A 24123-nucleotide genomic window follows, 5' to 3' on the forward strand; every position below is an offset into this window, starting at 1 on the left:
TCAGCCCTCCCCGGAGATGGCGCGCGTCTCGACGATGCTCAGCCCGTAGGCGTCGAGGCCGACCACCTTCAGCGGCGCGGAGTTGGTCAGCAGGATCAGGTCGGTCAGACCGAGCGCCGACAGGATCTGCGCGCCCAGCCCGTATTGGCGCAGCGTGTGCGGCGAGGCCTCGCCATCCAGCGGCAGCGCATTGGTCAGATCGCGGATCAGCACCACGGCACCGCGGCCTTCCTCGGCAATCATGCGCATCGCCTGCGGCAGATCGCCCGCCCGCTCGCGCTCGATGCCCAGGATGTCATGCAGCGGGTCGAGCGCATGCATCCGCACCATCACGGGCCCCGGCGCGGACAGATCGCCCTTGGACAGCACGATATGTTCAGCGCCCTGGGTTTCATCCGCGAAGATCCGCATCATCCAGTCGCCGCCATGCATGGAATGCACCGGGCGCTGCTTGCGCTCGGCAATCAGGTTGTCGTGGCGGCGGCGATAGGAGATCAGATCGCTGATGGTGCCGATCTTCAGCCCGTGGCGCTGCGCAAACGCGATGAGATCGGGCAGACGGGCCATGGTGCCGTCCTCGTTCATGATCTCGCAGATCACCCCTGCCGGGCTCAGACCGGCGAGGCGCGGAATATCCACCGCCGCCTCGGTATGTCCGGCGCGGACCAGAACCCCGCCCTCGCGGGCGCGCAAGGGAAAGACATGGCCCGGCGTGGCAATATCGGCGGCGCCCTTGGTCGGGTCGATGGCGACCGACACGGTGCGGGCGCGGTCATGGGCCGAGATGCCGGTCGTCACCCCCTCGCGCGCCTCGATCGACATGGTGAAGGCGGTCTCGTGGCGGCTGGAATTCTTCGGAGACATCAGGCTGAGCCCGAGCGCGTCGATCCGTTCGCCCGGCAGCGCCAGGCAGATCAGCCCGCGGCCATGGGTGGCCATGAAGTTGATCGCGTCGGGCGTGGCCATCTGTGCGGGGATGACCAGATCGCCCTCATTCTCGCGATCCTCGTGGTCGACCAGGATGAACATCCGCCCGTTGCGGGCATCCTCGATGATCTCCTCGACGCTGGAAATCGCGTCCGACCAGTCGCGCTCCACCTGTCCCGGCTGTTCGTATTGCATCTGGCGCACCTTCCTCGACCGGCCCCGATTCGGGCCGATCAGAGTTATGACGGGCTAAGCAACAGCCTGCAATGCCGGGGGAAAGACCGATGCGCCGCCCCGCGGCGCGGCGGATCAGAACAGGTCGACATGCCCGGCCTCGACCGGCGGCGGCGGGCCGGTCAGCACCACGCGGTCGATGAATTCCTCGCGCGCCAGTCCGGTCGAAGACCGCAGCGTCACGCGGCGCGCGCGATGCCCGCCGGTCGAGGCATGGCGCAGATAGATCGTTTCGTTGCGCAGGAATTCCACCGCGAAGCGGGCATTCGCCGCGCCGACATTGCACAGCCCCGGCACCATCGTCGCCCCGCCATACACCTCGGCCCGCAGCCGGGCGCGCTCTGCGCCGCGTTTCTGCAACCCGTTGATGAGCAGCTCCATCGCGTTCACGCCGTAGCGCGCCGAGTCGCCCGCTTCCGCGCCGCCGCTGGCCAGCAGGAAATGGTTCATCCCCGCGACCCGCGCCACCGGATCAAACAGGCAGACCGACACGCAGGAGCCCAGCACAGTGACCAGCAGGCAATCGCCGGGGCCTGACGCCACGTGAAACGCCCCCTGCACCACCTGGATTCGCGGCGCATTCATCGCGGCGCGCGGGACATGCGGCCGCGCCGGTCGGTGGCGTCCAGGATCTCCGAGGCCATCCGCTTCAGCGGGACCAGCCGATGGGCGGCGCCCTGTTCCCAGGCGATTCGCGGCATCCCCCAGACGACGGAGCTGGCCTCGTCCTGGGCGAGACAGGTCGCACCCGCCCGGCGCAGCGCCAGCATGCCGTCCGCCCCGTCGCTGCCCATCCCGGTCAGCAGCGCCGCGCAGACGCGGTTGCCGAGCGGCAGGGCGGAGTTGAACAGCACATCCACCGATGGCCGGTGGCTGCTGACCTTTTCGCCCCCGATCAGCCGGCATCGCGGTCGCGCGCCCACCGTCATCGTCAGATGCTGTTCGCCGCCGGGGGCGAGGTAGATCCGGCCCTGCTCGACCGGGGCATCGCTGCGGGCCAGTTCGACTCGCGGCGCGTAGCGGCTGTTGATCCGCTCCGCGAAACTGGCCAGAAACCCGTCCGACATGTGCTGGGTAATCAGGATCGGCGGACAATTCGCCGGCATCCCGGCGATGATCCGTTCCAGCGCATCGACCCCGCCGGTGGACGACCCGATCAGGACATACATGCCGTTCCACTGGAAATCCCGGCTGACCACCGGGGGCTGCGCCCCCTCCGCCGCGCCGCGCGGCTGCACCCTGGCGGTGGCGGCGCCATGGACCAGCCGGGCCAGATCGCCGAAGGCATTGTTGAATTCCCGGCTGCGCGGCTTGCCCACGCAATCGATTGCGCCGCGCGACAGCGCCTCGACCGCGGCGGCGCTGCCCTTTTCGGTTTCGGTGGACACCATGATGACCGGCATCGGCCGGCTGCGCATCACCTCGCGCAGGAAATCGAGCCCCGACTGCCCCGGCATCTCCACATCCAGCGTCATCACGTCGGGCGACAGCGTATCGAGCGCCTCGCGGGCCTGGGCGGTGTCCGACGCCTCGCCCACCACCTCGATCCGCGGATCGGCGCGCAGGCGAAAGCGGATCAACTGCCGCATCGTTGCGGAATCGTCGACAATCAGGACCCGGACCTGGCTCATGCCCGTCCCGAATCGCGCCATGTCAGGGGCATACCGAACCTTCTTGCTTGCCTCTCTGGGACGGCAAACTGGCAGAGACAGATGAAGATAGGTTTAAGCTCGCTCAGCCCTGCCAGCGGCCGAAAAAGGCAAGCGCGGTCCGCGACAGGTTGCGCGCAAATCCGGTGACGCGCACCTTCCGCCCATCGCGAATCGCGCGCAGCACCCGCCCGGCACCGGCCCCGGCATAGAGCGCGCCCGCCGCGCGGCGCGGCGGCGCGGGCTGCATCCGTGCCGCGGCGGCAAACGCATCAAGCCCGATCTCCGCCAGCCGCGCCAGCCGCGCATCCCCTTCGGGCTGCAACCCCAGGTTCAGCGTCCGCAACGCCGTGTAATTCTCCAGCCAGCCAGCCAGCCCGGCCCCGCGCGCCTGCTGCGCGATGAGCGGTGCGTCCCCGGCCATGCCGCAGCCCTGCGCCGCGAGCCGCATCACCGTGCCGGAGCAGGCGTCGATATAATCCAGCAACGCACCGTCGTCGCGGAAGGGCTGACGCTCCGTGTCACGGCGCCGCGCGGCGATCAGCGTGGCGAGCGGCGCAATCTCCGCCCCCCAGGCCTCGGCCAGCGGCGTGACCACCTCGTGGCGCGCCGCCTCGCGCCCTTCGGCAATGGACGCGATCTGATCGGCCCAGAATTGCAGCCGCATCTCGCAGATCAGCGGCTCGCGCGAGGCGATGGCGGCGCGCGCGATCTCCAGATTGGCGGCATAGAGCGTGGCCAGCCGGGGCCGGTCGCGCGGCTCGGACGCCGCGACCGCGGCAAAACGGTCCGGGTCGCCCGCGCGCAGCAGCGCCAGGCAGTGATCGGGGGTCACGGCCGCGCCCCGTCCCGGATCAGCTTCCAGACCACCGCGTCCTGCAACGCCTCGAAACTGGCATCGACGATATTGGGCGAGACGCCAACGGTGGACCAGCGATGCCCGTCGCGATCTTCGCTGTCGATGGTGACGCGGGTGACGGCATCGGTGCCGCCATTGGTGATGCGCACCCGGAAATCCACCAGCCGCATATCGTCGATTGCCGCCTGGAACGGCCCCAGATCCTTGGCGAGCGCCCGCCACAGCGCATTGACCGGGCCGCGATCATCGGCGTCGCTCTCGCCATGGGACTCGCTGACCGACATGACCCGCTGGCCGTCCATCTCGACCACCACCACCGCCTCGGAGACGGAGATCTGCTGACCCATCGCGTTGCGCCGCCGCTCCACGATCACCCGATAGCGCTCGACCACGAAGAATTTCGGCAACTGACCCAGATGCTTGCGGGCCAGAAGCTCGAAACTCGCCTGCGCCCCGTCATAGGCATAACCCTGATCCTCGCGGATCTTGATGTCGGTCAGGATGGCGGCCAGATCCGCGCCCTCGGGCACCACCAGCCCGGCATCCTGCAGCCTTGCGCGCAGATTGGACTGCCCGGCCTGGTTCGACATCGGAATGATGCGGGCATTGCCGACCGCCTCGGGGGGGACATGTTCATAGGTGGCGGGGTTCTTGACGATGGCGCTCGCATGCAGCCCGGCCTTGTGGGCGAATGCCGAGGGACCGACATAGGGCGCGCCCGGCGCGGGCTGGCGGTTCAGGATCTCGTCCAGGCGGCGCGAGGTCTTCAGCAGCGATGTCAGCGCCGCCTTGCTGATCTGCGGCACCAGCGGGGCGAACTCCTCTTTCAGCGCCAGCGTGGCGATCAGCGTGGTGAGATTGGCATTGCCGCAACGCTCGCCCAGCCCGTTCAGCGTGCCCTGCACCTGCCGCGCCCCGGCCCGGATCGCGGCCAGAGATCCCGCCACCGCATTCCCGGTATCGTCATGGGTGTGGATGCCCAGCCAGTCGCCGGGAATCCCCGCCGCGATCACGGCCTCGGTGATCGCGCCGATTTCATGGGGCAGCGTGCCGCCATTGGTGTCGCACAGCACGATCCACCGCGCCCCGGCATCCCGCGCCGCCAGCAGGCATTGCAGCGCGTAATCCCGGTTCGCTTTCCAGCCGTCGAAGAAATGCTCCGCATCGAAAATCGCCTCACGCCCCTGCGCCTTGAGATGGGCGAGCGAGGCGCGGATATTCTCGACATTCTCGTCGAGCGAGATGCCAAGCGCCTCACGGACATGGAAATCATGGGTCTTGCCAACGAGGCACACACTGCCCGTCCCGGCATTCAGCACCGCCGCGAGCACCTCGTCATTCCCCGCAGAGCGCCCGGCCCGTTTGGTCATGCCGAAGGCGGTCAGCGTGGCGCGCGTCGCGGGCGGGTTGTCGAAAAACTCGCTGTCGGTCGGGTTTGCACCGGGCCAGCCGCCTTCGATGTAATCGATTCCAAGCGCGTCGAGCATCTGCGCGATCTCGGTTTTCTCGCTGGCAGAGAACTGGACGCCCTGAGTCTGCTGGCCGTCGCGAAGCGTGGTGTCATAGAGGTAGAGGCGGTCCATCAGATCCGCTCCAGCTTGGCCGCGTCGAAGCCGCTGCCCGGCAGCAATTCCACCCCGGTCGCGCTCATGCGAATCTCGACACCGGCATCGGTCAGCTTTTGCTTCATTGCATCGACGGCGCTGAAATCCTTGCTGGCCTTCGCCTCTGCGCGAAGCTTGGTCATCCGTGCCGACAAGGCCGTGAGATCCGGCCCATCTGCTGTCCAATCCCCGAGATCATCGGTCAGAAGCCCGAGCAGATCCGCAGACGCCTGCAACCCGGCCGCATCCCCTGCCCGCGCCAGATCATGCAGCGCGGCAATCGCGCCCGCCGTGTTCAGATCATCCGCAAGTGCGGCGACGACAGCGGGCGCAGGGCTGGCGGCGGGCTCGATGTCCGCTGTCAGACCACGCCACTTGCGCAAGGTCGCCTCGGCCTCCCGCACCTTCTCCGCCGTCCAGTCCATCGGCTTGCGGTAATGCGTCATCAGCAGCACAAACCGGATCACCTCGCCCGGTATCCCCTGATCGAGCAGATCGCGCACGGTGAAAAAATTGCCGAGACTTTTCGACATTTTCTTGCCCTCGACCTGCAACATCTCGTTATGCAGCCAATACTTCGCCATCACCTCGGAGCCATGCGCGCAGCGGCTCTGCGCGATTTCGTTCTCGTGATGCGGGAATTGCAGGTCGATGCCGCCGGCGTGGATGTCGAACACCGGCCCCAGCAGTTCCGCCGACATGGCCGAGCATTCGATATGCCAGCCGGGCCGCCCCCGGCCCCAGGGCGAGTCCCATCCCGGCTGATCCGCGTCCGACGGCTTCCACAGCACGAAATCCATCGGATCGCGCTTGAAGGGGGCAACCTCGACCCGCGCGCCTGCGATCATGTCGTCCAGGGACCGCCCGGACAGCCGGCCATATTCGGGAAATCTGCGGACCTCGAACAGCACATGCCCCTCGGCGGCATAGGCGAAGCCCTTCGCGATCAGGTCCTCGATCATCGCCAGCATCTGCGGGATGTAATCAGTTGCGCGCGGCTCCTGCGTCGGCCTGAGCGCGCCGAGCGCATCCATGTCGTCGTGATACCAGGCGATGGTCTCCTCGGTGATCTCGCGGATATCCCGCCCGGTCTCCGCAGCCCGCGCGTTGATCTTGTCATCCACATCGGTGAAATTGCGCACATAGGTCACGGCATCCGCGCCATAGACATGGCGCAGCAGCCGGAACAGCACGTCGAACACCACCACGGGCCTTGCATTGCCCAGATGCGCGCGGTCATAGACGGTCGGCCCGCAGGCATAGACGCGGATATTGCCCGGATCGATCGGCTCGAACCGTTCCTTCTGGCGGGTGCGTGTGTTGGTCAGCCGGATCTCGACCATGAAGTCCCCCTTGCGGGACCTGCTCACAGCATCTTGCCCCGCATGAAATGCGTCAGCGAATAATGCAGCAGATGGTGCAGCTTGCGATCATGGCCTTCGCTTAGCCGATCCGTGCGACGCTGCCAAGTCCGGTCATGGCTCAGTCACCGTTAGCGCCGTCACACTTGCCGCCCTGCCCCGCGCCGCCTATGCAGTCGTCAAAACAGATCTTATGGAGGATTGCCGAATGCCCGCGCCCAAGGATTTCAACGACCGGATGCTGTCTCTGGGCCTGGCCCGCGTGTCGGAAGCCGCGGCCCATGCCTCGGCCACGCTGATCGGGCGCGGCGACGAGAAGGCGGCCGATCAGGCGGCGGTGAACGCGATGCGCGACCAACTCAACAAGCTGGACATCAAGGGCGTGGTGGTGATCGGCGAGGGCGAGCGGGACGAGGCGCCGATGCTCTATATCGGCGAGGAGGTCGGCGCGGGGAACGGACCAGAGGTCGATATCGCGCTCGACCCGCTGGAGGGCACGACGCTGACCGCCAAGGACATGCCCAACGCGCTGACCGTGATCGCCATGGCGCCGCGCGGCACGCTGCTGCACGCGCCCGATGTCTATATGGACAAGCTGGCGATCGGGCCGGGTTACGACACGGACGTGGTCAGCCTCGACATGACCCCGACCGAGCGGGTCGAGGCGCTTGCCAAGGCGGGCGGCGTGAAGCCCTCCGACATCACTGTCTGCATCCTGGAACGTCCCCGGCACGAGGATCTGATCGCCGAGGTCCGCGCCACCGGCGCCGCGATCCGGCTGATTACCGATGGCGACGTGGCGGGTGTCATGCATTGCGCCGAGCCGGAGCTGACCGGCATCGACATGTATATGGGTGCGGGCGGCGCGCCCGAAGGGGTGCTTGCGGCCTCGGCGCTGAAATGCATGGGCGGGCAGATGTGGGGCCGGCTGATGTTCCGCAATGATGACGAGCGCGGCCGCGCGGCCAAGGCGGGGATCACCGATCTAGATCGGATCTATTCGCGCGACGAGATGGTGACGGCGGATGTGATCTTCTCCGCCACCGGGGTCACCAACGGCTCCATCGTGCGGGGCGTGAAGCGCGAGCCGAAATATCTGGAGACCGAAACCATCCTGATGCGCTCCAAGACCGGATCGGTGCGTCGCATGATCTATCGCAATCCGATCCGCTGAGCGGTTGGACGCCGAGCGTGCGTAAGGGGACTTCGGCCCCCTTTTGCATGTCGGGCGGCGGCATCCCGCCCTTGCCAGCCGCGCCCGCCTGTCGCATCTAGCCGGGATGAACGCATTCCTGAATGTCGAGACCTCGCTGACCGGCCGGAGATGGGTCGGTCCCGATGACGATCTTACCCGTCGCGCCGAGGGGCTGGCCCAAAGCGCCGCCCTGCCGCTGCCGGTGGCGCGGATCCTGGCCGAGCGCGGCGTCGCGGCTGAGGAAGTGGCGGGCTATCTGGCCCCGACCTTGCGCGAGATGCTGCCCGACCCGCTGACGCTGCGCGACATGGCGCCCGCGGCGGAACGGCTGGTGGCGGCCGCAACCGGGGGCGAACGCATCGCGATCTTCGCAGATTACGATGTCGATGGCGGCGCCTCGGCCGCGCTGCTGATCGACTGGCTGCGCCAGCAGGGGCATCGCGCGACGCTCTATATCCCAGACCGCATCGACGAGGGCTATGGCCCCAACCCGCCTGCCATTGCCGGGCTGGCCGCCGATCACGACCTCATCGTCTGCGTCGATTGCGGCACGCTGTCCCACGAGGCGCTTTCGGCGGCAGGCCGGACCGATGTGATCGTGCTGGACCACCATCTGGGCGGCGAGACCCTGCCCCCGGCGCTTGCGGTCGTGAACCCCAACCGGATGGACGAGGACGGCGCGCTCGGCCATCTCTGCGCCGCGGGGGTGGTGTTCCTGACGCTGGTGCAGGCCGGGCGGGTTCTGCGCGGCCTCGGTCGGGCGGAGCCGGCCTTGCTGCCGCTTCTGGATCTGGTGGCGCTGGCAACCGTCGCCGATGTCGCGCCGCTGATCGGCGTCAACCGCGCCTTCGTCCGGCAGGGGCTCGCCATCATGGCGCGGCGCCAGCGGCCGGGCATGGTGGCGCTTGCCGATATCTCGCGGCTCGACAGCGCGCCGAGCAGCTTTCACCTGGGCTTCATGCTGGGGCCGCGGGTCAATGCCGGCGGCCGGGTCGGCAAGGCGGATCTGGGCGCGCGCTGCCTGGCCACCGACGACCCCGACGAGGCGCGCCGCCTGGCCGAGACCCTGGACGAGTTGAACCGCGACCGCCGCGCCATCGAGGCCGCGGTGCGCGAAGAGGCGCTGTCGCAAGTGGCCGCCCGCGCCGATCCCCGCCTGTCCTGGGCGGCGGGCGCAGGCTGGCATCCGGGCGTCGTCGGCATCGTCGCGGCGCGGGTGAAGGAGCGCAGCGGCCTGCCCTCGGTGGTGATCGGGGTGGAGAACGGCACCGGCAAGGGCTCGGCCCGCTCGGTTCCGGGCGTCGATCTGGGCCGCGCGGTGCAGCGCCTGGCGGCGGAAGGGCTGATCGAGAAGGGCGGCGGGCACCGGATGGCCGCCGGGCTGACCGTGGCCGAGGCGGGGATCGCGGCCGCAATGGACCGGCTGGCGGCGCTGATCGCGCCGGAACTGGCCAGGCGCAGCGGCGTCGACGATCTGCGGATCTCCGGGCTGATGGAGCCGGGTGCGGCCACGCCGGAGCTGATGGAGATGATCGAGGCCGCGGGCCCCTTCGGACAGGCCGCCCCTGCCCCGCGTTATGCCTTTGCGGAACTGCTTCTCGACAGTGTCTCGACCATGGGAGAGACCCATCTGCGCGCTGCCTTCCGCACCGCCGGCCAGGCCCCGCTGGAGGCGGTGGCCTGGGGGGCAATGGACGGCCCGCTTGGTCCGGCGCTGATGTCCCGGAAGGGCCGCCAGTTCCACATCGCCGGAAAGCTGGAAATGTCGCATTGGCGCGGCCGCAGCCGGGTCCGGCTGCGCCTCGACGACGCCGCCGCGATCTGAGCAAGTTTTTTTGGGGGAGGCCGTTTTTCGTCTTGCAGCCCCGGCGCGGCTGACCTAAACACCGCTCCACGCCGCGAGCGACGCTCGCAGCACGCCAAGGCTGGCCCGTTCGTCTATCGGTTAGGACGCCAGGTTTTCAACCTGGAAAGAGGGGTTCGATTCCCCTACGGGCTGCCACTTTTCCTTAGTTGGTCGCCTCCGAATCTGCGCATTGCGCCGCGCCGTGCAGGTCGTCCCAAGCTGCGGTTGGTCGTCATCCCCGACGATGCGGGACTGTCATCCCCCGACCGCCAATCCCGTCACTGTTAAGCACGAGTTCCGATTTCTCTCCGCCACCTGCCCGGTCTTCCGTATGTTCGGCCCGGTGTTGGCAGGTCGTGGAGGTCGGGATGGGTCAGCTCAGCGTCACCTATCGCGGGCGGGAGATGCGGGATCGCTATCTCGAGATCGCGGCGGCCAGCTTTCCGGCCGAGGCCGTGGCCCGCAAGCGCGCTGTCTGGGACTGGCTGTTCGATTCGCCCTTTGCGACGCCCGCGCTGCCGCCGCGGCTGCTCTGTGTCGAGAAGGGGGGCGAGGTCGTGGGCGCCTCCTTCCTGTTGCCCAGCCGGTTCGTGATCGACGGGGTGGAGACGCCTGCCATCCTGCCGCTGGCGACCGTGGTCCATCCCGATCATCTCGGTGCGGGTCTGCGGCTTATCAAGGCCATTGCGGCGGCCGGGCATGGCGGTCTCTCGATCGGCCAGCCGAACAGCGACCGGCTGATGACCGCCTATCAGCGATACGGCAAGGTGACGGCCGCGGGGCGGGAAATCCGGCGGCGGCTCTATCGCCCCGGCGCGGTGCTGGCGCGGCGCACGCGGCTGGCTGCGCCGCTCGCGCCGGTGCTGGATCTGGCCGGGCGGATCGGAACCGGGCTGGGCGGGCTGCGGCGGATCGCGGCCGCGCCAACGGAACGGATTGCGCCGGTGGCACGGTTCGATGCGCGGTTCGACGCCGCCTGGGCCGTGGCGCGCCCCGGCCTGGCGCTGGCGCAATGCCGGAGTGCTGCGTTTCTCAACTGGCGCTATGTCGACATGCCGGTGACGGAATATCGCCGCGCGATGCTGTGCCGTGGCGACGAGCTGGCGGGATATGTCGTCTGGCGGATCCTCGACGGGGCACGCGGCAGGCTGTGCCAGGTGACGGATGTGTTTGCCTATGCGGGCGACCGGCGCAGCTATGCGCTGCTGCTCGGCGCCGTGGATGCCGATGCAAGGCACAACCGGTGCGACTTCGCTGAGTTGAGCCTCGCAGGGACAACCGGCCTAGCCGAGGCGGCGGCGCGGTCCGGGTTCGGTCTGGGCAAGGCCACCTTGCCGCTGGCCCTGCAGCACGACGATCCGCAGATGTCAGCAAGACTGCCTGACCTGGCCCGGAAACTGCATTTCAGCCGTGGCGATCACGACGAGGATTATTAGCCCAGGACGCCCGGTCAACCGCGCCTGTCACGGCGAGGACATGCGGGTCGCAACCGCCGACGAACATCCTTGTCCGTTGCCGACGCCTCTGTCGCAGGCCGCCGCGTGAGAACGCTGCGCCCGGCCAACGCGATGGCATCCCCTCCGCCACCACGAATACGCCGGCGGGCGGGCGGCGATCCCGTCATGTGCTCCGCCCTTCGCAAGACCGGCCTCGCTACTCCCGCCATTGGTCCCATCTCGTGCCGGTCAATGCTCCCCGCGCCTTGCCATTCCGGCGCGGCCTATCGCGCGCGCGATTGCCTCCTCGTAGCGGCGCACGGCCGGTGCAATCTCATACGCGGCGGCAACCGACAAAGCCTCCGTGACGCATTGCTGCCGCAGCGCGCCGTCCTGCAACATCTGCTGCATGGCCTTAGCGAGCGGAGCCGGCCGGTGATCGTCCACCAGCCGCCCGGCCCGCCCGTCCCGCAGCAAGCGTGGCGGACCGAAGGGGCAATCGACGCTGACCACCGGCACCCCGGACGCCATCGCCTCGATCATCGCATTCCCCAGCCCTTCCCGGCGTGAGCTGCACACGAACAGATCGGCCTGGCGGTGAACCGCGGCGATGTCGCTGGCATAGCCCGGCAGGGACGCCGCGCCCACAAGCCCGAGCCGCGCGATCTGCGCCTCCAGCCCCGGCCGGGCCGATCCCTCGCCATGGATCACCAGCTCCGCCTCCGGGCATTCGGCCCGCAGCAGTGCGAAGGCATCGATCAGCAGATCGAAGCGCTTCTCCGGCGCCAGCCGGCCGACGCTGACGATCCGCCGCGGCTGTTGATTGAGCGGGCGCATCGCCCCGGCGCGCGGGATCACCGGGTTCGGCAGGGTCACGAAATCGGGCGCCGCGGTTCCCAGCAGGGTGTTCAGATCGGTTCCGATCTCGGGCAGCGGGCCGCCGGTCAGGCTGGCCCGCGGATAGAGATGCCGGATCGCGGCGCGGCGCAGGGCCGGCCGCTTGGCCTCGTCCAGAAACACCGAGAGCGGCGTGTGCTCCGTCACCAGCGTCGGGAGATTCCCGGCCAGACGCGCCGCCAGCAGCGATGACAGGCTCGCCGCATTCGTCACCGTGACCGCCACCGTGACCTTGTGGCGCCGATAGAGCCGCGCGAGTTCGATCACGCCGCGCGGGCCGTTGGGATGGGTCAATGCGCGGACCGCAACATCGCCCGGCAGCCGCGCCAGCAACTCCCCCTCCCGCCGCTGCAGGATCAGCAGCGGGACGAAGCGCGCGCGATCAAGATGCTGAAGCAGCGCCAGCACCACACCCTCCGCCCCGCCATGGCGGAAATGCGGCAGGAAAAAGGCCGGAACGATGGGCATGGCACTGGCTTTCGGGGCAACTGACCCGCCCCGATTAGCGGAAAACCCTGGCGAAAGGGTTAATCCGGGGCGGATTTTCAAACCGGGGCTATGATTAACCATCATCTGACATGGCGGTGGCAATGGCTCCGCGTCTCGGCCAACGTCACAGATGACTCGGTCACGCATGTAAGCATTTAATAAGTATGAACTTTAACGCGACACGACGGTTTGTGCGCCTGATCGGAATGGCGCTTGCGCTTTTATTGTCGCCTGCCGCGCCGGGTGCGGCACAGCCGGTTGCGGGTCAGCCCGAGCCGGTTCGGCCCGACCCGACCCTGCCCGACGCGTCCCAGACCGACACGGCCCAGACCCACTCAAGCCAGACCGACCCGAGCCAAAGCGACTCGGCCCCGACCATTGCCCTTCAGCCCGGCGACACCGTCGCGCTGTCGGTGATGTCACGGGACGATCTCTCGCGTGACTACCTCGTGGCGGCGGACGGCACGATCTCCGTGCACGTCATTGGCCGCATCACGGCGGCGGGGCTGAGCGCGGCGGGGCTGGAGTCGCTGATCGAGACCCGGCTGGCTGAGGCGTTCGGCCAGCCCCTTTCCGTCACCACGGAGGTGGTGTCTTACCGCCCGGTCATCGTCAGCGGCGCGGTGGCCGCGCCGGGGCGGATCGATTTCCTGCCCGATATGGATGCGGCCGCCGCCATTGCCCTGGCCGGCGGCGTCGGCGGTGGCGTCGCAAGCGATGACACCGCGGCACAGATGCGGATCGAGGCAGAGGCCACGCGATACGCCACGCTGCGCGTCCAGCTTGCCGACCGGCTGATGCGGCAGGCCAGGCTGCGGGCGGAGCGGGACGGGACGGGGATGGCGGCGGTGCCGGAACAGGTCGCGGAACTGATCGGCCCGGATGCAGCCGCCCTGCTGGCGGTGCAGACGGATCTGCGCGATCTCCGCGCGACGGAACAGGCGCAGCGCACGCGCGAAGCGGGGGCGAAGCAGGATCTCGCCGCCGAGGAAGCCGGGGCTTACGGCGACCGCCAGGCATTGATCCGGCGCCAGCTCGACGCCACGCTGGAGGAGCTCGACCGCCAGCAGAAACTCTCCGAACGCGGGCTGGCCCTGTCCGAGCGGCAATTGGCGCTGCGCGTCAGCGCCGACCGATACCGGGCCGATGAGCTGGAGGCGGTGGCGCTTGCGGCAGAGGCGCGACAGCGCGTGGCGGATGCGCAGAACGGGCTGAACGCCGCGCAAATGGCCCGCCGGGCGGCCATCGCGGAAGAGCTGGCATCGCTGGCCAGCGAGATCCTGCAGATCCGCAGCGAGATGCGCCGCGCCCGGCAGTTCCTGGCGAAATTCGGCTGGGAGACCGTGCGTGATCTGTCCGAGCCCGGCCCGCGCTACCTCATCAGGCGGCGCGATGCCGCCGGGGTGACACAGATCCCGTCCACGTCCGACAGTCTTCTGCGGCCGGGCGATCATCTGCAGGTGATGATCGGCGAGAACGCCGGGGAGAGGCCAGAATGACCCGAATCTTCAAATTTCTGCTGACGGCGACGCTTCTTTGCGCGGCTGCACCCGCCTCCGCCGCCGAGCCGGCGCAGATTGAGCTGTCCCGTCTGACGGCCGCGCCCAACCCCCGGCTGGGCCTGGCCTTTCCGGGCAGCGACCCGACATACTACCCCTATCTCGCCCAGGCGGGCATTGGTGTCACCCGGCTGTCCGTGTCCTGGAGCCGGGTCGAGCCGGCGCCGGGGAAGTTCGATTTCTCCGCGCTCGATGGCCGCATCGCGGCGCTGCAATCGCTGGGGATCGCGCCCTTCCTGACCTTCGAGTCGGATGCCGGATGGGGCACCGACCCGGAGACGCGCAAGGTCAGGAACGCCCGCCCCAGCGATCCGCAGCTCTGGCGGCGTTTCGTCTCGCGCGTGGTGGAGCGCTATGACGGTGACGGGCGCCGCGACATGCCAGGGCTGAAAGGCGGCGTCCGGTATTGGCAGGCCGCCAATGAATGGATCAGCGACACCAACCGCTCCGGTGGCTGGGCCGGCAGCACGGAGGAGCTGCTGCAATTTCTGCGCGACAGCCATGATGCGGTGAAGCTGGCCGATCCCTCGGCGCTGTTCGTTCTGGGCGGGCTCGCGGCGTTCAACCTGGACGTGCTTCTGGTCGCGGAAAGCGGGCGCGACATCGAGGTGCGGCAGCGCTGGAATGCGGAATCCGAGACGGTGCTGACGCGGGCAGAGATGCGCGGCCCCGAGATCGGCGCGATCATCCGCGACCGCGTGCGGCCGGTGCTGGCGCAGGCGCCCTATGATCTGGCCGATGCGCATCTCTATGGCCCCGAGGCGCGCGACGCGCCCCGCCTCGCCTTGCTGCGCAAGCTGTCGGGGCGGCCGGTCCTCTCCTCCGAATGCGGGGGGCCAAGCCTGGATTACGGCGGCAGCTACTCCCCCGAGGCGCATTTCACCGCGGTGCTGGCCCGGAATCTCGGCGCGCTCGCCGCGGGGGCTGAATTTTGCCTGTGGTTCCGGCTGGGAGAGAGCGAGGGCGCGACCTATGGCAATGCGCGCACGGCGCTGTATTCCGCCGATGCGCGCCCCAAACCCGGCGTCTTCGCCTATCGCCTGCTGTCGCGGCTGATCGCGGCTGACACGCAGATCGTCCGGCGCGGCACGGAAGAATTCGAGCTGCGGCGCGGCGGGGCCCCGGCCATCCGCATCGGCTGGGGTGAGGCCGCGGCGGCGGTCCGCCTGAGCGCCGCGCGCGAGGGTGCGGAAAGCTTCTGTCTCAGCCAGGCCAGCACCGGCCTTCTGCACGGCGATGCGGCATCCTGCCCCGATGGGGCGCCGACCCTGTCCGGCCCCGGCCTTCTGGCCCTGCTCTCCCCCAATCCAGACCCGAGATGACCGATCGCAGATGTTGAACCATTATTCAGAACTTCTCCGCCAATATCGCCGGATGATCGTGATCGGCGCGCTCGGGGCCGCCGCGATGGCCCTGGCGCTCAGCCTGCTGCTGCAAAGCGCGATGCCGATCTACAAGAGCCGGGTCACGGTGAACATGCAGCCCTCGGAAGAGGCGCTGATGTTCAACAAGGGCTTCATGGGGGTCAGCCAGTTCAACCCGGCGACGATCATCGTGCAGACCCATATCGAGCGGATCCTGAGCCGCGAAGTGGCCGAACGCGCCATCGACATCCTGCTGGAAGAGGCCGGCGGCGCATTGCCCGAATCCGCGCCGGGCGCATTGGACAGGTTCAAGGCGTCGGTCTGGCGGAACTGGGCGCGGCTGAATTACGGCTATTTCATCCCCGCCAACGCGCGCACGCGGATGGTCAACGAGCTGATTTCCGCGACCGAGGTGGAGGTGGTCGAGGGCTCCTATATCCTGCTGATCGAGATCTCGCATGACAACCCGGAGCTGGCGGCACGGGCGGCGAATGCGCTCGCGCAGGCCTATATCGACACGGCCAGCCGGGATTTCCGCGATCAGGCCGAGGCCTTCGATGCCACGCTGGCGCAGATGCAGACCGATCAGCAGGATCTGCTGGCCGATCTGCAGCGCCGTCGGCGCGAACTGGACGGCGATGCGGATCAGCGCGGATCGGACAGCGTGCGCGCGATCCTGCTGGGGCGGCGCGACGTGGCGGAACAGGCGCTGCTGGCAAGTGCGCGGGCGGGTGTTTCGGCGGAGCGCAGCGCGGCGCTGCAATCCGCGCTCGACGCGGCCGAGGCGGCCCTGGCCCGCCATGCCGAGACCGAGGCAGAGATCGACCGCACCGACCAGCAGATCCGGCAGGCCCAGGCGGCGCTGTCGCAGTTGCAGGAACGCGCGGTCAGCGCGGCGCTGTCGCGGCAGGTGCGGATGGAACAGGTCCGCGTGGTCAGCGCGGCGCGCGCGCCGCTCTATCCGGCCTTCCCGAAAACGCTGGTGAACACGGTGGTTGCAGCCGTGGCCGGGGCGGTGCTGACGCTGGTGCCGGTCATGGCGCTCGATGTTCTGGATGGCCGCGTCCGCACAAGCGACGATCTGCGTCGCGCAGTGGGCACGCGGGCGCTGCCGAATGTGACCGGGCGGCTGATCGCGCAGGCGCGGCGCAGCCTGGCGCGGCCCGGCCGCCCCGCCCCGGCCGCGCTGCATGGATTCGCGCAGGAGCTGGGCCGGCAATTCCTGATCGACGGGGCCGGGCGATGGCCTGATCGGCGCATCCATGTGACCGGCTTCGGCACGCGGGAGGAGATCGCCCGTCTGGCCCGTCTGATCGAGGCCGCGGTGAAGATCTCCGTCCCCTCGGCCAGCGAGCAGCCCCCCCTGCCCCGCATCGTCGCCCTGCCGCCGGTCGCGCAGCTCGATCACTGGCCGAACGGCCATGGCACGGCCACGATCATCGGCGTCACCGCCGGCCGCGTCGAGGCGGAGGAGCTGGCGCGGCTGGCCAAGCGCGACGGCGGCACCGCCGCGCCGGTGTTTCTGGCGGTTCAGACGTGATGGCGGGTGTGGATCGGCGCCTGCGCCGACAACGGAGATTCCGGCTGGCCGCGCTTGCCCTGGGGCTGGGCGGGATCGGCGCGGGGGTGATGGCGCTCTCCGGTGTCGGCTGGGGGGCGGCGCTTGCCTTGCTGGCGGGGGGGATTGCGGCCGCGCTTGTGCTGCATCATCCGGGCGGCGTCCCGATCCTCGTCTATCATAGCGTCTCGCCGGATGCGTCCTGGCTGCCCTGGGCGCAGAACACCAGCGTCCGGCCAGAGGTGTTCCGGCGTCATCTCTCGGTCCTGCGCCACGGCGGCTGGCAGGTGATCCCGACCGCAAGCCTGATCGCTGCGCGCGCGGCGGGTGAGAGCCTGCCGCGGCGCAGCGTCATCCTGCATTTCGACGATGGTTATCTGGATAATCTCCTGTTTGCCGCGCCGCTCCTGCGGGAATTCGACATGCCCGCCATGTTCTTCATCTCCTGCGATTTCGTCGCCGGAACGGAGCAGCGCCGCCCGGATGGGCCGCAGCCCTGGGCGGGATACATGACGGCGCCAGAGATGCGCGGGATGGATGCCGACCCGCTGTTCGAGATCGAGGCGCATGGGTGCGATCACGGCCGCATTCCGGTGTCGGATCGCATCGTGGACCGGATCACCGACCGGAACTGGCGCCGGCACACTCCGCTGCATTGGGCGGTCACGCCGGGCGACAAGGCGGACTGGTTTCTGCGGGATAAGCCCCCGCCGCAACTCGCCATCGGCAGCCCGGTGCCGGAGAGTGATTCCGTCCTGTCGGGCCGTTGGTGGCACGACGCCGGGCCGGAAACCGAGGCTGCGTTTCAGGCCCGGATCCGAACCGCCATGCAGGAGTCGCAGGCCCGCTTCGCCGCGCTGATCGGCCGCACCCCGCGCGTCTTCGCCTGGCCCTTCGACCGAAGCTGCGAGACCGGCATCGCCGAGGCGTGGCGCTGCGGCTACGAGGCGGTGACCGGCGGGCGCGGCGACAACCGGGTGGGCGAGGATCCGTTCCGGCTCAGCCGGGTGCATGTGCAGGACCGGGCGTTTGGCGGCGGACCAATCTGGCTGGAGGGGCTGTGGCTGCGCGCACGGGTTTCCTCCGCATCGGGAAGGCTGGGCTGGCATCTGCTGCTGGCGCTCGCGGCGCGGATGCGGCGTCGCAGGCTTGGTCCCTCCGGCTATGGCGGGGCTGGGTGAATGCGCCTCGCCTGGCCCCTTGTCACCGGCACCGCAGCGATGACCGGATCTGTGTCGGTCCTGCTGGCCGGGATGGCCGGGACGGCGCCGCTTGCCATCGGGCTGGGCGTCGCGCTGCTGGGATGCGTGGCCCTGCTGGCCCAGCCCTTCCTGGGGCTGGCCACGCTGGCTGTGTTCGCGCATCTGGACGCGGTCGAAAAGACGCTGTTCGGCTTTCTGCCGGTCTCGGCCTTCAAACTGCTGAGCGGGCTGACCGTGCTGGCGATACTGCTGAACGGCCCGCGGTTGCGGCGCAATATCCACGATGCGCTGCGCGAGCCGGTGATCGTGGCGGGCGTCTGCCTCGTCGCGATCGGGTTCGTCTCGGCCATCTTCGCCGAGGACAAGGCGATGGCGCTGTCCAGCCTGCAAAAGCTGTTGAGCCTGCTGCTGCTGCCCTTTCTGGTCGTGGTGCTGGCCGATACGCCGCGCCGGGTCGCGCTGCTGATCTGTGTGCTCGTCGCCACCTCGGTGGCCTCGGCGCTGATCCTCGGGGCGGATTTCGCCCTCGGCGTGCAGCTGTTCGCCCAGTCAGACGCCGCCACCACGGCGCGCACGGTGGAAGGCGTCTCGCGCTCCTCGGGCGGATCGGATTACAACCCGACCACTGCCGCATCGCTGATGCTGGTCGGTGTGGTGGTCGCGCTGTCCCACGCGATGGAGACGCGGCAGCGCCGCGTCCTGCTGCTGATGGCGGTGGCGATCGGTACCGGGGCGCTGATCCTGTCCTTCGCCCGGTCCGCCGCGCTCAGCTTCTCAGTTGTGGCGCTGCTGATCGGCTGGCGGCACCGCCATGCGCGTTTTGCGGTGCCGGTGGCGGGGCTGGTGCTGCTGATGATGATCGCCGCATTGCCGCTGATCCCGGCGGAGTACTGGCAGCGCCTGTCCTCCTTCTTCGGCGGCGCGGCGGATCACACGCTGGGGCGGCGGATGACCTATAACATCATCGGGCTGGACCTGTTCACGCGCAATCCGCTGCTTGGCTTGGGGCCGGGCAATTTCGTCCATCATTTCACCGACCCGGAGTATCGCCACCTGCCCGGCCGCACCATGCTGGGGCGGGAACTGCACAACATGTATCTCTCGGTTCTCGTCCAGTACGGGCTGATCGGCGGCGCGGCCTATTTCGCCATGCTGATCGCGGCCATGCGCCATCTCGGCGCGGTGATCCGCCACCCCGCCAGCGAGGCGATGCGGGTTCAGGCCGTGGCGCTGCGCTTCGGGCTCTTCGCCTATCTGCTGGTCAGCCTGTTCCTGCCCAATGAATACACGAAATACAGCTGGTTGCTGCCCGGCATCGCCGCGGCGCTTCACCGCTGCAACCGGCTGGCATGGGAGGGCGCATGAAGATCGTGGTGATCGTCAGCGAGTTCCCGAAGGTGACCGAAACCTTCGCCTATCGCAACCTGGTCACGTATCGGCGCATGGGCCATGACGCACGGCTGTTCCATATCAAGCGGTTCCGCAGCCGCGAGGTGGTCCATGACTTCATGGCCGAGGTGATGCGCGATGCGTTCAGCTTCGGCTATCTCGCGCCTGCCACGCTGGGGGCGGCGGCGATGGAAACCGGGCGCGCGCCGCGGCGGGTGGCGCGGCTTCTGGGGCTGATCCTGGATCGTCACCGGCGCGAGCCGATGCGCGGGCTGGCAGTGCTGGCCTGCCTGCCGAAGGCCCTGGCCCTGGGGCGGTGGTGCCGGCGCAACCGCGTCGATCACATCCACGGCGAATTTGCCGGCCATCCGGCGACGGTCGCGATGATCGCGGCCGAGGCCGCGGGGATCGGCTTCAGCTTCTCGGCCCATGCAAATGATTTCATCGTCTCGCAGGCGCTGCTTCCGGAGAAGGCGCGGGCGGCGCGCTTTCTGCGCACGATCAGCCGCCACAACCTGGCGCGGCTGGAAAACCTGCCGGGCCTGCCGCGCGAGAAATTGCAGCTGGTGCGCTGCGGGGTCAGCCGGGACCGTCTGGCCGGTCCCTTGCCGACCCCGCCCGGCTGCGGGCCGCTGCGCATCCTCTATGTCGGCTCGCTGATGCCCAAGAAAGGCGTGCGGCATCTGATCGACGCGCTCGCCGCCCTGCCCCGCGATCTGGACTGGCAGGCCCGGATCCTCGGCGGCGGCCCGCTGGAGGAGACGCTGCGCGCGCAGGCCGCCACGCTGGGTCTGTCCACCCGCATCCGCTTTGCGGGCGCGCAGCCCGCCGAGCAGGTGGCGCAGGCCTTCGCGAGCTCGCATCTGGCCGTGGTCCCCTCGGTCATGGGCGCGCAGGGGCGGGTCGAAGGCATCCCGGTCGTCGCGATGGAGGCGCTCGCCCACGGCCTGCCGCTGATCGCCAGCGCGCTGTCCGGCATCCCGGAGCTGGTCGAGGACGGCGTCACCGGCTGGCTGGTGCCGCCTGGCGATCCCGCCGCCATCGCCGCGGCGATCTCCGCCATCGCTGCGGATTGGGAGGCGGCAAGCGCCATCGGCGCGCGCGGTCGCGCCCGCGTCGCCGCGGAATACGTGGTCGAGGAGAACGCAGAACGCCTGGCCCGGCTGATGGAGGAAATGCGATGATCGAGGCGATATTCTGGGTGTCCGCCGCAATGCTGTTCTACAGTGTTGCGGGTTACGGGCTGATCCTGCTGGCGCTTGCGGCATGCCTGCCGGCGCGACGATCCGCATCCGGCCCGCCGCCGCGCCGGGTCAGTTTCCTGATCGCGGCCTATAACGAGGCGCCGGTCATCGCCGAAAAGCTGCGCAACTGCCTGTCGCTCGACAGCGGCGGCGCCGAGGTCGAGATCGTGCTGGTCTCGGACGGATCCAGCGACGACACCGTATCCCGCGCCAGATCGGTCCGCGACCGGCGGATCGCGGTGATCGCGGCGCCGCGGCTCGGCAAGGCCGAGGCGCTTGGGCTGGGGCTCCTGGAATGTGGGGGCGACGTGGTGGTGTTCTCGGACGCGAATGCCATGCTGGAGCCCGGATCGCTGGCGGCGCTGCTGCGGCATTTCGCCGACCCGCAGATCGGCGGCGTCTGCGGGCGGATCACCGTACGTTCGACGCGCGGCACCGGCGGGATGGGTTATGCGGAATCGCTCTACTGGCGCTACGATCAGGCGCTGAAACGCGCGGAGTCCCGGCTGGGCGGGGCGGTGTCGGCGCAGGGCTCGGTCTATGCGATGCGGCGCGAACTGGCCGCTGCGCCCGCGCCGGGCTGCACGGATGATTTCATCATCTCGACCGGCGCGGTGGCGGCCGGCCGCCGGCTGGTGTTCGAGCCGGATGCGCAAACCGTCGAACGCGTCACCGAACAGGCCGGGGCCGAGATGGGCCGCCGCATCCGCTCCTCCGAGCGGGGCTGGCGCAGCCTGATGCGGGTGGCCGGGCTGATGAACCCGCTGCGCCACGGGCTCTATGCCTGGCAGCTCATCTCGCACAAGCTGGTCCGGCGGCTCAACCCGCTGTTTCTGGCGCTGCTGTTCGCCAGCAGCCTGCTGCTGATCGGACAGGGCGCCTTCTACAGCGCCATCGCCGCCGTGCAGATCCTGTTCTACCTCGCAGCCCTGGCCGGTCTGCTCATCCCGCGGCTGCGCCGAATCAAGGCGGTGGCGGTGGCCGGATTCGTCGTGATGGCGCATCTGGCCATGGCACGGGGGTTCTGGCGCTACATCTCCGGGCGCAAGAGCCTGCTCTGGACCCCGGCGCGGGAGCCGGAGCCGCGTCCATGACGCCGATCTTCATCCTCGGCCTGCAACGCTCGGGCACGACCTGGCTGGCGAATATGCTGGCGGGATCGGGGGCGGTGGCGGCGGTGACGGCTGAGGAACATCGCGGCGTGCATGAAAGTGTGTTCTTCTCGCATTTCGCCCGCGCGTTCGGGCGGTTTGCCGATCCAGGCGCGCGGGCACGGTTCCGCACGGCCTTCGAGGCATCGGACTATTTCCTGCTGACCGGGCTGGAGACCTGCATCCTGGACGACGCGATCCGCCGCTCGGTGAATTATGGCGGTGTGTTCCGCGCCGTGATGGATGAGTTCGCGCGGCGTCGGGGCTGCGCGCATTGGCTGGAGAAATCGCCCCATCACAGCCTGCTGGCCGAGGAGCTGGCGGCGCGATTCCCGGATGCACGGTTCCTCTGCGTGACCCGCGACAGCCGGTCGCTGATCGCGTCACGCCTCGCGGCCTATGGGCGCGAGCCGCGCCGGGGCTGGCGCAGGGTCGCGGATATCATCCGGGGCACGGCGGCGAACCGGCTCCATCAGGATGCGCTGCGCCGCTTTGCGGCGGGGCGGCAGAATGCGCTGCTGATCCGGTACGAGGAGATGCTGTCGGATGCGCAGGGTTCGCGCGACAGGCTGGTGCGGTTCCTCGATCTGGACGTAACGCCCGAGGCGCTCGACAGCGCCTTCGCGCCGAACAGCAGCCATGCGGGACGAAGCGGGACACGCACGCTCTCGCGCGTCGATCATGGGCTGATCCGCGGCGCCGATGCGGCCAGCCGGGTCTTGCCCACGGCTGCGCTGCGCCGGGTGGCGGATCGGCGCCGCGCGGCACGCGGGGCGGACTGGCCGGACTGGGTATGGCTGAAGACCGGCTATCGCCCGGATTAGGCCCCGCCTTTGAGCATCCGCTTCAGCCCGAGCACCCGGACCGCGGTCAGCATCACCGCCGCGCCGGCGAGACCGGACACCGCAAGCTGCACGATGCTGCCGGATCGCAGCGCGCCCCCCAATGCGCCATGCACGGGATCGGCAATGATCGGCGCGGCGGCGCTGCCCATGGCGATCACCAGGGCGGCCAGCAGACATGCCAGGGCGGGCAGGATCATCACCGGCCGCGAGATCCGGCCATCCAGGCAGTTCCGGCGGCTCAGGGCCAGCCCCAGATAGAGGATCGGCGCAAGCGGGGCGATGGCCAGAGCGACCGGAATGCCCAGCAGACCCAGCCGCGGCGTCAAAACAATGAACAGGATCAGCCGCGCCAGCAGATCCAGCATCGAGGCAACAAGGGTCAGGCGCAACATGGGCAGCGCCTCTGCAACCAGCAGGCGCACCATCAGCATGCGCAGGATGAAGGCCCCGAGCGGGGCGAAGGCCATGATGCGCAGCAATGCGGTGATCTGCGCCGCGCCCTCCTCGGTCATCTTGCCGTGGCCGAGGACGAGATCCACGATGGCGGCGGCGTTGACGGCGACATAGACCTGCACCGGCACCAGCAGCGCCAGCCCGACCAGCATCGCCTGCCAGAAGCGCCGGCCGAGTGTCGCGGCATGGCCCGCGGCGGCCTGCCGCGCCATCTCGGTGAAGGCCACCAGCCCGAGCGCCGTGGCAAGCGTGTTGCCGCACAGCGCGCCGAGCCGCTGCCCGAAATCCAGCGCCGCGACCGCGCCCTGCCCCATCCGCGCGGCAAAGCCGGTCTCCATCCAGATCGCCGCCAGGGCCGAGACGGTCAGGACGAGCGCCGCCAGCCCGCGCCGCCGCAGCAGTGTCGCCGCGCCATCCGGTGCCGGCTGTGTCTGACCCCGCGCTGCGGCGGGGTCGGATGCGGCGCCCAGCCAGGCCAGAAGCCCGGTCAGCAGGGCGACCAGCAGATAGGCGGCGCTGAAGGCCGCCGCGGCCTGCAAGGCCAGGACCGATCCGCCGCCCAGCAACAGCGCCAGGGCCACTGCGGCGCGGGGGATCTGGCGGATGCTGGCCGGCGCGCCGAAGCGGCCGGAGACATTGCAGCAGGCGGAAAAGGCGATGGTGGCGACCGTGGCGGGCAAGGCGGCGGCCAGCAGGATGATGACCTTGCGCGCCAGCTCTGCCGTGTCCGGGTCGAAACCGGGGGCGACGCTGCCCACGATGCCCCCGCGGCGAGCGCCAGCCCAATCGCAAGGATCAGCCCCGTCAACGCTGCCGCACCACCGACCCGGCGCAGGATCCGCCCGACCGGCATGCCGGATG

Annotated in this window: 19 protein-coding genes and 1 tRNA gene; 12 read left to right on the forward strand and 8 right to left on the reverse strand. The window is 69.2% G+C overall.

What is annotated here, in order from left to right; all coding sequences use genetic code 11:
- The 6 genes from ribB to cysS all read right to left on the reverse strand — a co-directional run bounded on the left by ribB (position 1) and on the right by cysS (position 6616).
- On the reverse strand, positions 1-1122 hold the full coding sequence (gene ribB, locus BLT73_RS05445) for a 3,4-dihydroxy-2-butanone-4-phosphate synthase (RefSeq protein ID WP_090521571.1): 1122 nt from the start codon (positions 1120-1122) through the stop codon (positions 1-3).
- 114 nt (positions 1123-1236) lie between these two features.
- Positions 1237-1746 (reverse strand): chemotaxis protein CheD, encoded by a 510-nt coding sequence (locus BLT73_RS05450; protein ID WP_090521573.1) that lies wholly within the window; start codon positions 1744-1746, stop codon positions 1237-1239.
- The gene (locus tag BLT73_RS05455; RefSeq protein WP_090521574.1) at positions 1743-2792 is read right to left on the reverse strand and encodes a protein-glutamate methylesterase/protein-glutamine glutaminase; all 1050 of its coding nucleotides are present in this window, start codon (positions 2790-2792) and stop codon (positions 1743-1745) included. Before BLT73_RS05455 ends, BLT73_RS05450 begins: the two co-directional genes overlap by 4 nt.
- Positions 2793-2895: 103 nt before the next feature.
- Positions 2896-3645 (reverse strand): squalene/phytoene synthase family protein, encoded by a 750-nt coding sequence (locus BLT73_RS05460; protein ID WP_176804927.1) that lies wholly within the window; start codon positions 3643-3645, stop codon positions 2896-2898.
- A complete protein-coding gene (gene cimA, locus BLT73_RS05465; RefSeq protein ID WP_090521576.1) occupies positions 3642-5252 on the reverse strand; it encodes a citramalate synthase in 1611 nt (536 codons plus the stop codon). Before cimA ends, BLT73_RS05460 begins: the two co-directional genes overlap by 4 nt.
- Positions 5252-6616, reverse strand: coding sequence for a cysteine--tRNA ligase (gene cysS / locus BLT73_RS05470; RefSeq protein ID WP_090521578.1), 1365 nt, complete (start codon positions 6614-6616; stop codon positions 5252-5254). Before cysS ends, cimA begins: the two co-directional genes overlap by 1 nt.
- Positions 6617-6842: 226 nt before the next feature.
- Here cysS and glpX point away from each other — a divergent pair, with 226 nt between their 5' ends.
- The 4 genes from glpX to BLT73_RS05490 all read left to right on the forward strand — a co-directional run bounded on the left by glpX (position 6843) and on the right by BLT73_RS05490 (position 11111).
- On the forward strand, positions 6843-7808 hold the full coding sequence (glpX, locus tag BLT73_RS05475; protein ID WP_090521579.1) for a class II fructose-bisphosphatase: 966 nt from the start codon (positions 6843-6845) through the stop codon (positions 7806-7808).
- Positions 7809-7914: 106 nt separating this feature from the next.
- Entirely contained in the window at positions 7915-9654 is a 1740-nt protein-coding gene (recJ, locus tag BLT73_RS05480) for a single-stranded-DNA-specific exonuclease RecJ (protein ID WP_090521581.1), read from the forward strand.
- A 102-nt stretch (positions 9655-9756) separates the two neighbouring features.
- A tRNA-Glu gene (locus BLT73_RS05485) sits at positions 9757-9831 on the forward strand.
- A 212-nt stretch (positions 9832-10043) separates the two neighbouring features.
- Positions 10044-11111, forward strand: coding sequence for a hypothetical protein (locus BLT73_RS05490; RefSeq protein ID WP_090521582.1), 1068 nt, complete (start codon positions 10044-10046; stop codon positions 11109-11111).
- Positions 11112-11360: 249 nt separating this feature from the next.
- On the opposite strand, the gene BLT73_RS05495 is transcribed toward BLT73_RS05490, so the two are convergent.
- A complete protein-coding gene (locus BLT73_RS05495) occupies positions 11361-12476 on the reverse strand; it encodes a glycosyltransferase (RefSeq protein WP_176804929.1) in 1116 nt (371 codons plus the stop codon).
- 212 nt (positions 12477-12688) lie between these two features.
- Between BLT73_RS05495 and BLT73_RS05500 the strand changes: the two genes are divergently transcribed.
- From BLT73_RS05500 to BLT73_RS05535, 8 genes are read left to right on the forward strand one after another with little or no spacing between them, the layout of a single operon-like run.
- Entirely contained in the window at positions 12689-13996 is a 1308-nt protein-coding gene (locus BLT73_RS05500) for a polysaccharide biosynthesis/export family protein (protein WP_176804931.1), read from the forward strand.
- The gene (locus BLT73_RS05505) at positions 13993-15378 is read left to right on the forward strand and encodes a beta-galactosidase (RefSeq protein WP_090521587.1); all 1386 of its coding nucleotides are present in this window, start codon (positions 13993-13995) and stop codon (positions 15376-15378) included. Before BLT73_RS05500 ends, BLT73_RS05505 begins: the two co-directional genes overlap by 4 nt.
- Before the next feature lie 10 nt (positions 15379-15388).
- Positions 15389-16960 carry a GumC domain-containing protein gene (locus tag BLT73_RS05510; RefSeq protein ID WP_176804933.1) on the forward strand — a complete coding sequence of 524 codons (1572 nt, stop codon included), beginning with the start codon at positions 15389-15391 and terminating at the stop codon, positions 16958-16960.
- Positions 16960-18159 carry a polysaccharide deacetylase family protein gene (locus tag BLT73_RS05515; RefSeq protein WP_090521590.1) on the forward strand — a complete coding sequence of 400 codons (1200 nt, stop codon included), beginning with the start codon at positions 16960-16962 and terminating at the stop codon, positions 18157-18159. The genes BLT73_RS05510 and BLT73_RS05515 overlap by 1 nt, the downstream gene beginning before the upstream one ends.
- A 39-nt stretch (positions 18160-18198) precedes the next feature.
- Positions 18199-19545 (forward strand): O-antigen ligase family protein, encoded by a 1347-nt coding sequence (locus BLT73_RS05520; RefSeq protein WP_245727091.1) that lies wholly within the window; start codon positions 18199-18201, stop codon positions 19543-19545.
- Entirely contained in the window at positions 19542-20753 is a 1212-nt protein-coding gene (locus tag BLT73_RS05525) for a glycosyltransferase (RefSeq protein ID WP_090521915.1), read from the forward strand. Before BLT73_RS05520 ends, BLT73_RS05525 begins: the two co-directional genes overlap by 4 nt.
- Positions 20750-21907 (forward strand): glycosyltransferase, encoded by a 1158-nt coding sequence (locus BLT73_RS05530; protein WP_245727093.1) that lies wholly within the window; start codon positions 20750-20752, stop codon positions 21905-21907. Before BLT73_RS05525 ends, BLT73_RS05530 begins: the two co-directional genes overlap by 4 nt.
- Complete coding sequence (locus tag BLT73_RS05535) at positions 21904-22788, forward strand: sulfotransferase family protein (RefSeq protein ID WP_090521593.1); 885 nt, start codon at positions 21904-21906, stop codon at positions 22786-22788. Before BLT73_RS05530 ends, BLT73_RS05535 begins: the two co-directional genes overlap by 4 nt.
- Here the strand turns inward: BLT73_RS05535 and BLT73_RS05540 are convergent.
- Positions 22785-24020 (reverse strand): lipid II flippase MurJ, encoded by a 1236-nt coding sequence (locus tag BLT73_RS05540; protein ID WP_176804935.1) that lies wholly within the window; start codon positions 24018-24020, stop codon positions 22785-22787. The two genes, BLT73_RS05535 and BLT73_RS05540, sit on opposite strands and share 4 nt — an antisense overlap.
- Positions 24021-24123: the final 103 nt, after the last annotated feature.

Source organism: Paracoccus isoporae (assembly GCF_900101865.1).
Taxonomy (GTDB): Bacteria; Pseudomonadota; Alphaproteobacteria; order Rhodobacterales; family Rhodobacteraceae; genus Paracoccus; species Paracoccus isoporae.

Bases quoted from the DNA above. Each gene is read 5' to 3' on its own strand.
- BLT73_RS05505 (WP_090521587.1), top strand. From the start codon at position 13,993: ATGACCCGAATCTTCAAATTTCTGCTGACGGCGACGCTTCTTTGCGCG.
- BLT73_RS05515 (WP_090521590.1), top strand. From the start codon at position 16,960: ATGGCGGGTGTGGATCGGCGCCTGCGCCGACAACGGAGATTCCGGCTG.
- BLT73_RS05450 (WP_090521573.1), bottom strand. From the start codon at position 1,746: ATGAATGCGCCGCGAATCCAGGTGGTGCAGGGGGCGTTTCACGTGGCG.
- cimA (WP_090521576.1), bottom strand. From the start codon at position 5,252: ATGGACCGCCTCTACCTCTATGACACCACGCTTCGCGACGGCCAGCAG.
- BLT73_RS05455 (WP_090521574.1), bottom strand. From the start codon at position 2,792: ATGAGCCAGGTCCGGGTCCTGATTGTCGACGATTCCGCAACGATGCGG.
- BLT73_RS05510 (WP_176804933.1), top strand. From the start codon at position 15,389: ATGTTGAACCATTATTCAGAACTTCTCCGCCAATATCGCCGGATGATC.
- BLT73_RS05530 (WP_245727093.1), top strand. From the start codon at position 20,750: ATGATCGAGGCGATATTCTGGGTGTCCGCCGCAATGCTGTTCTACAGT.
- BLT73_RS05490 (WP_090521582.1), top strand. From the start codon at position 10,044: ATGGGTCAGCTCAGCGTCACCTATCGCGGGCGGGAGATGCGGGATCGC.
- BLT73_RS05520 (WP_245727091.1), top strand. From the start codon at position 18,199: ATGACCGGATCTGTGTCGGTCCTGCTGGCCGGGATGGCCGGGACGGCG.
- recJ (WP_090521581.1), top strand. From the start codon at position 7,915: ATGAACGCATTCCTGAATGTCGAGACCTCGCTGACCGGCCGGAGATGG.
- BLT73_RS05525 (WP_090521915.1), top strand. From the start codon at position 19,542: ATGAAGATCGTGGTGATCGTCAGCGAGTTCCCGAAGGTGACCGAAACC.
- BLT73_RS05495 (WP_176804929.1), bottom strand. From the start codon at position 12,476: ATGCCCATCGTTCCGGCCTTTTTCCTGCCGCATTTCCGCCATGGCGGG.
- glpX (WP_090521579.1), top strand. From the start codon at position 6,843: ATGCCCGCGCCCAAGGATTTCAACGACCGGATGCTGTCTCTGGGCCTG.
- ribB (WP_090521571.1), bottom strand. From the start codon at position 1,122: ATGCAATACGAACAGCCGGGACAGGTGGAGCGCGACTGGTCGGACGCG.
- cysS (WP_090521578.1), bottom strand. From the start codon at position 6,616: ATGGTCGAGATCCGGCTGACCAACACACGCACCCGCCAGAAGGAACGG.
- BLT73_RS05535 (WP_090521593.1), top strand. From the start codon at position 21,904: ATGACGCCGATCTTCATCCTCGGCCTGCAACGCTCGGGCACGACCTGG.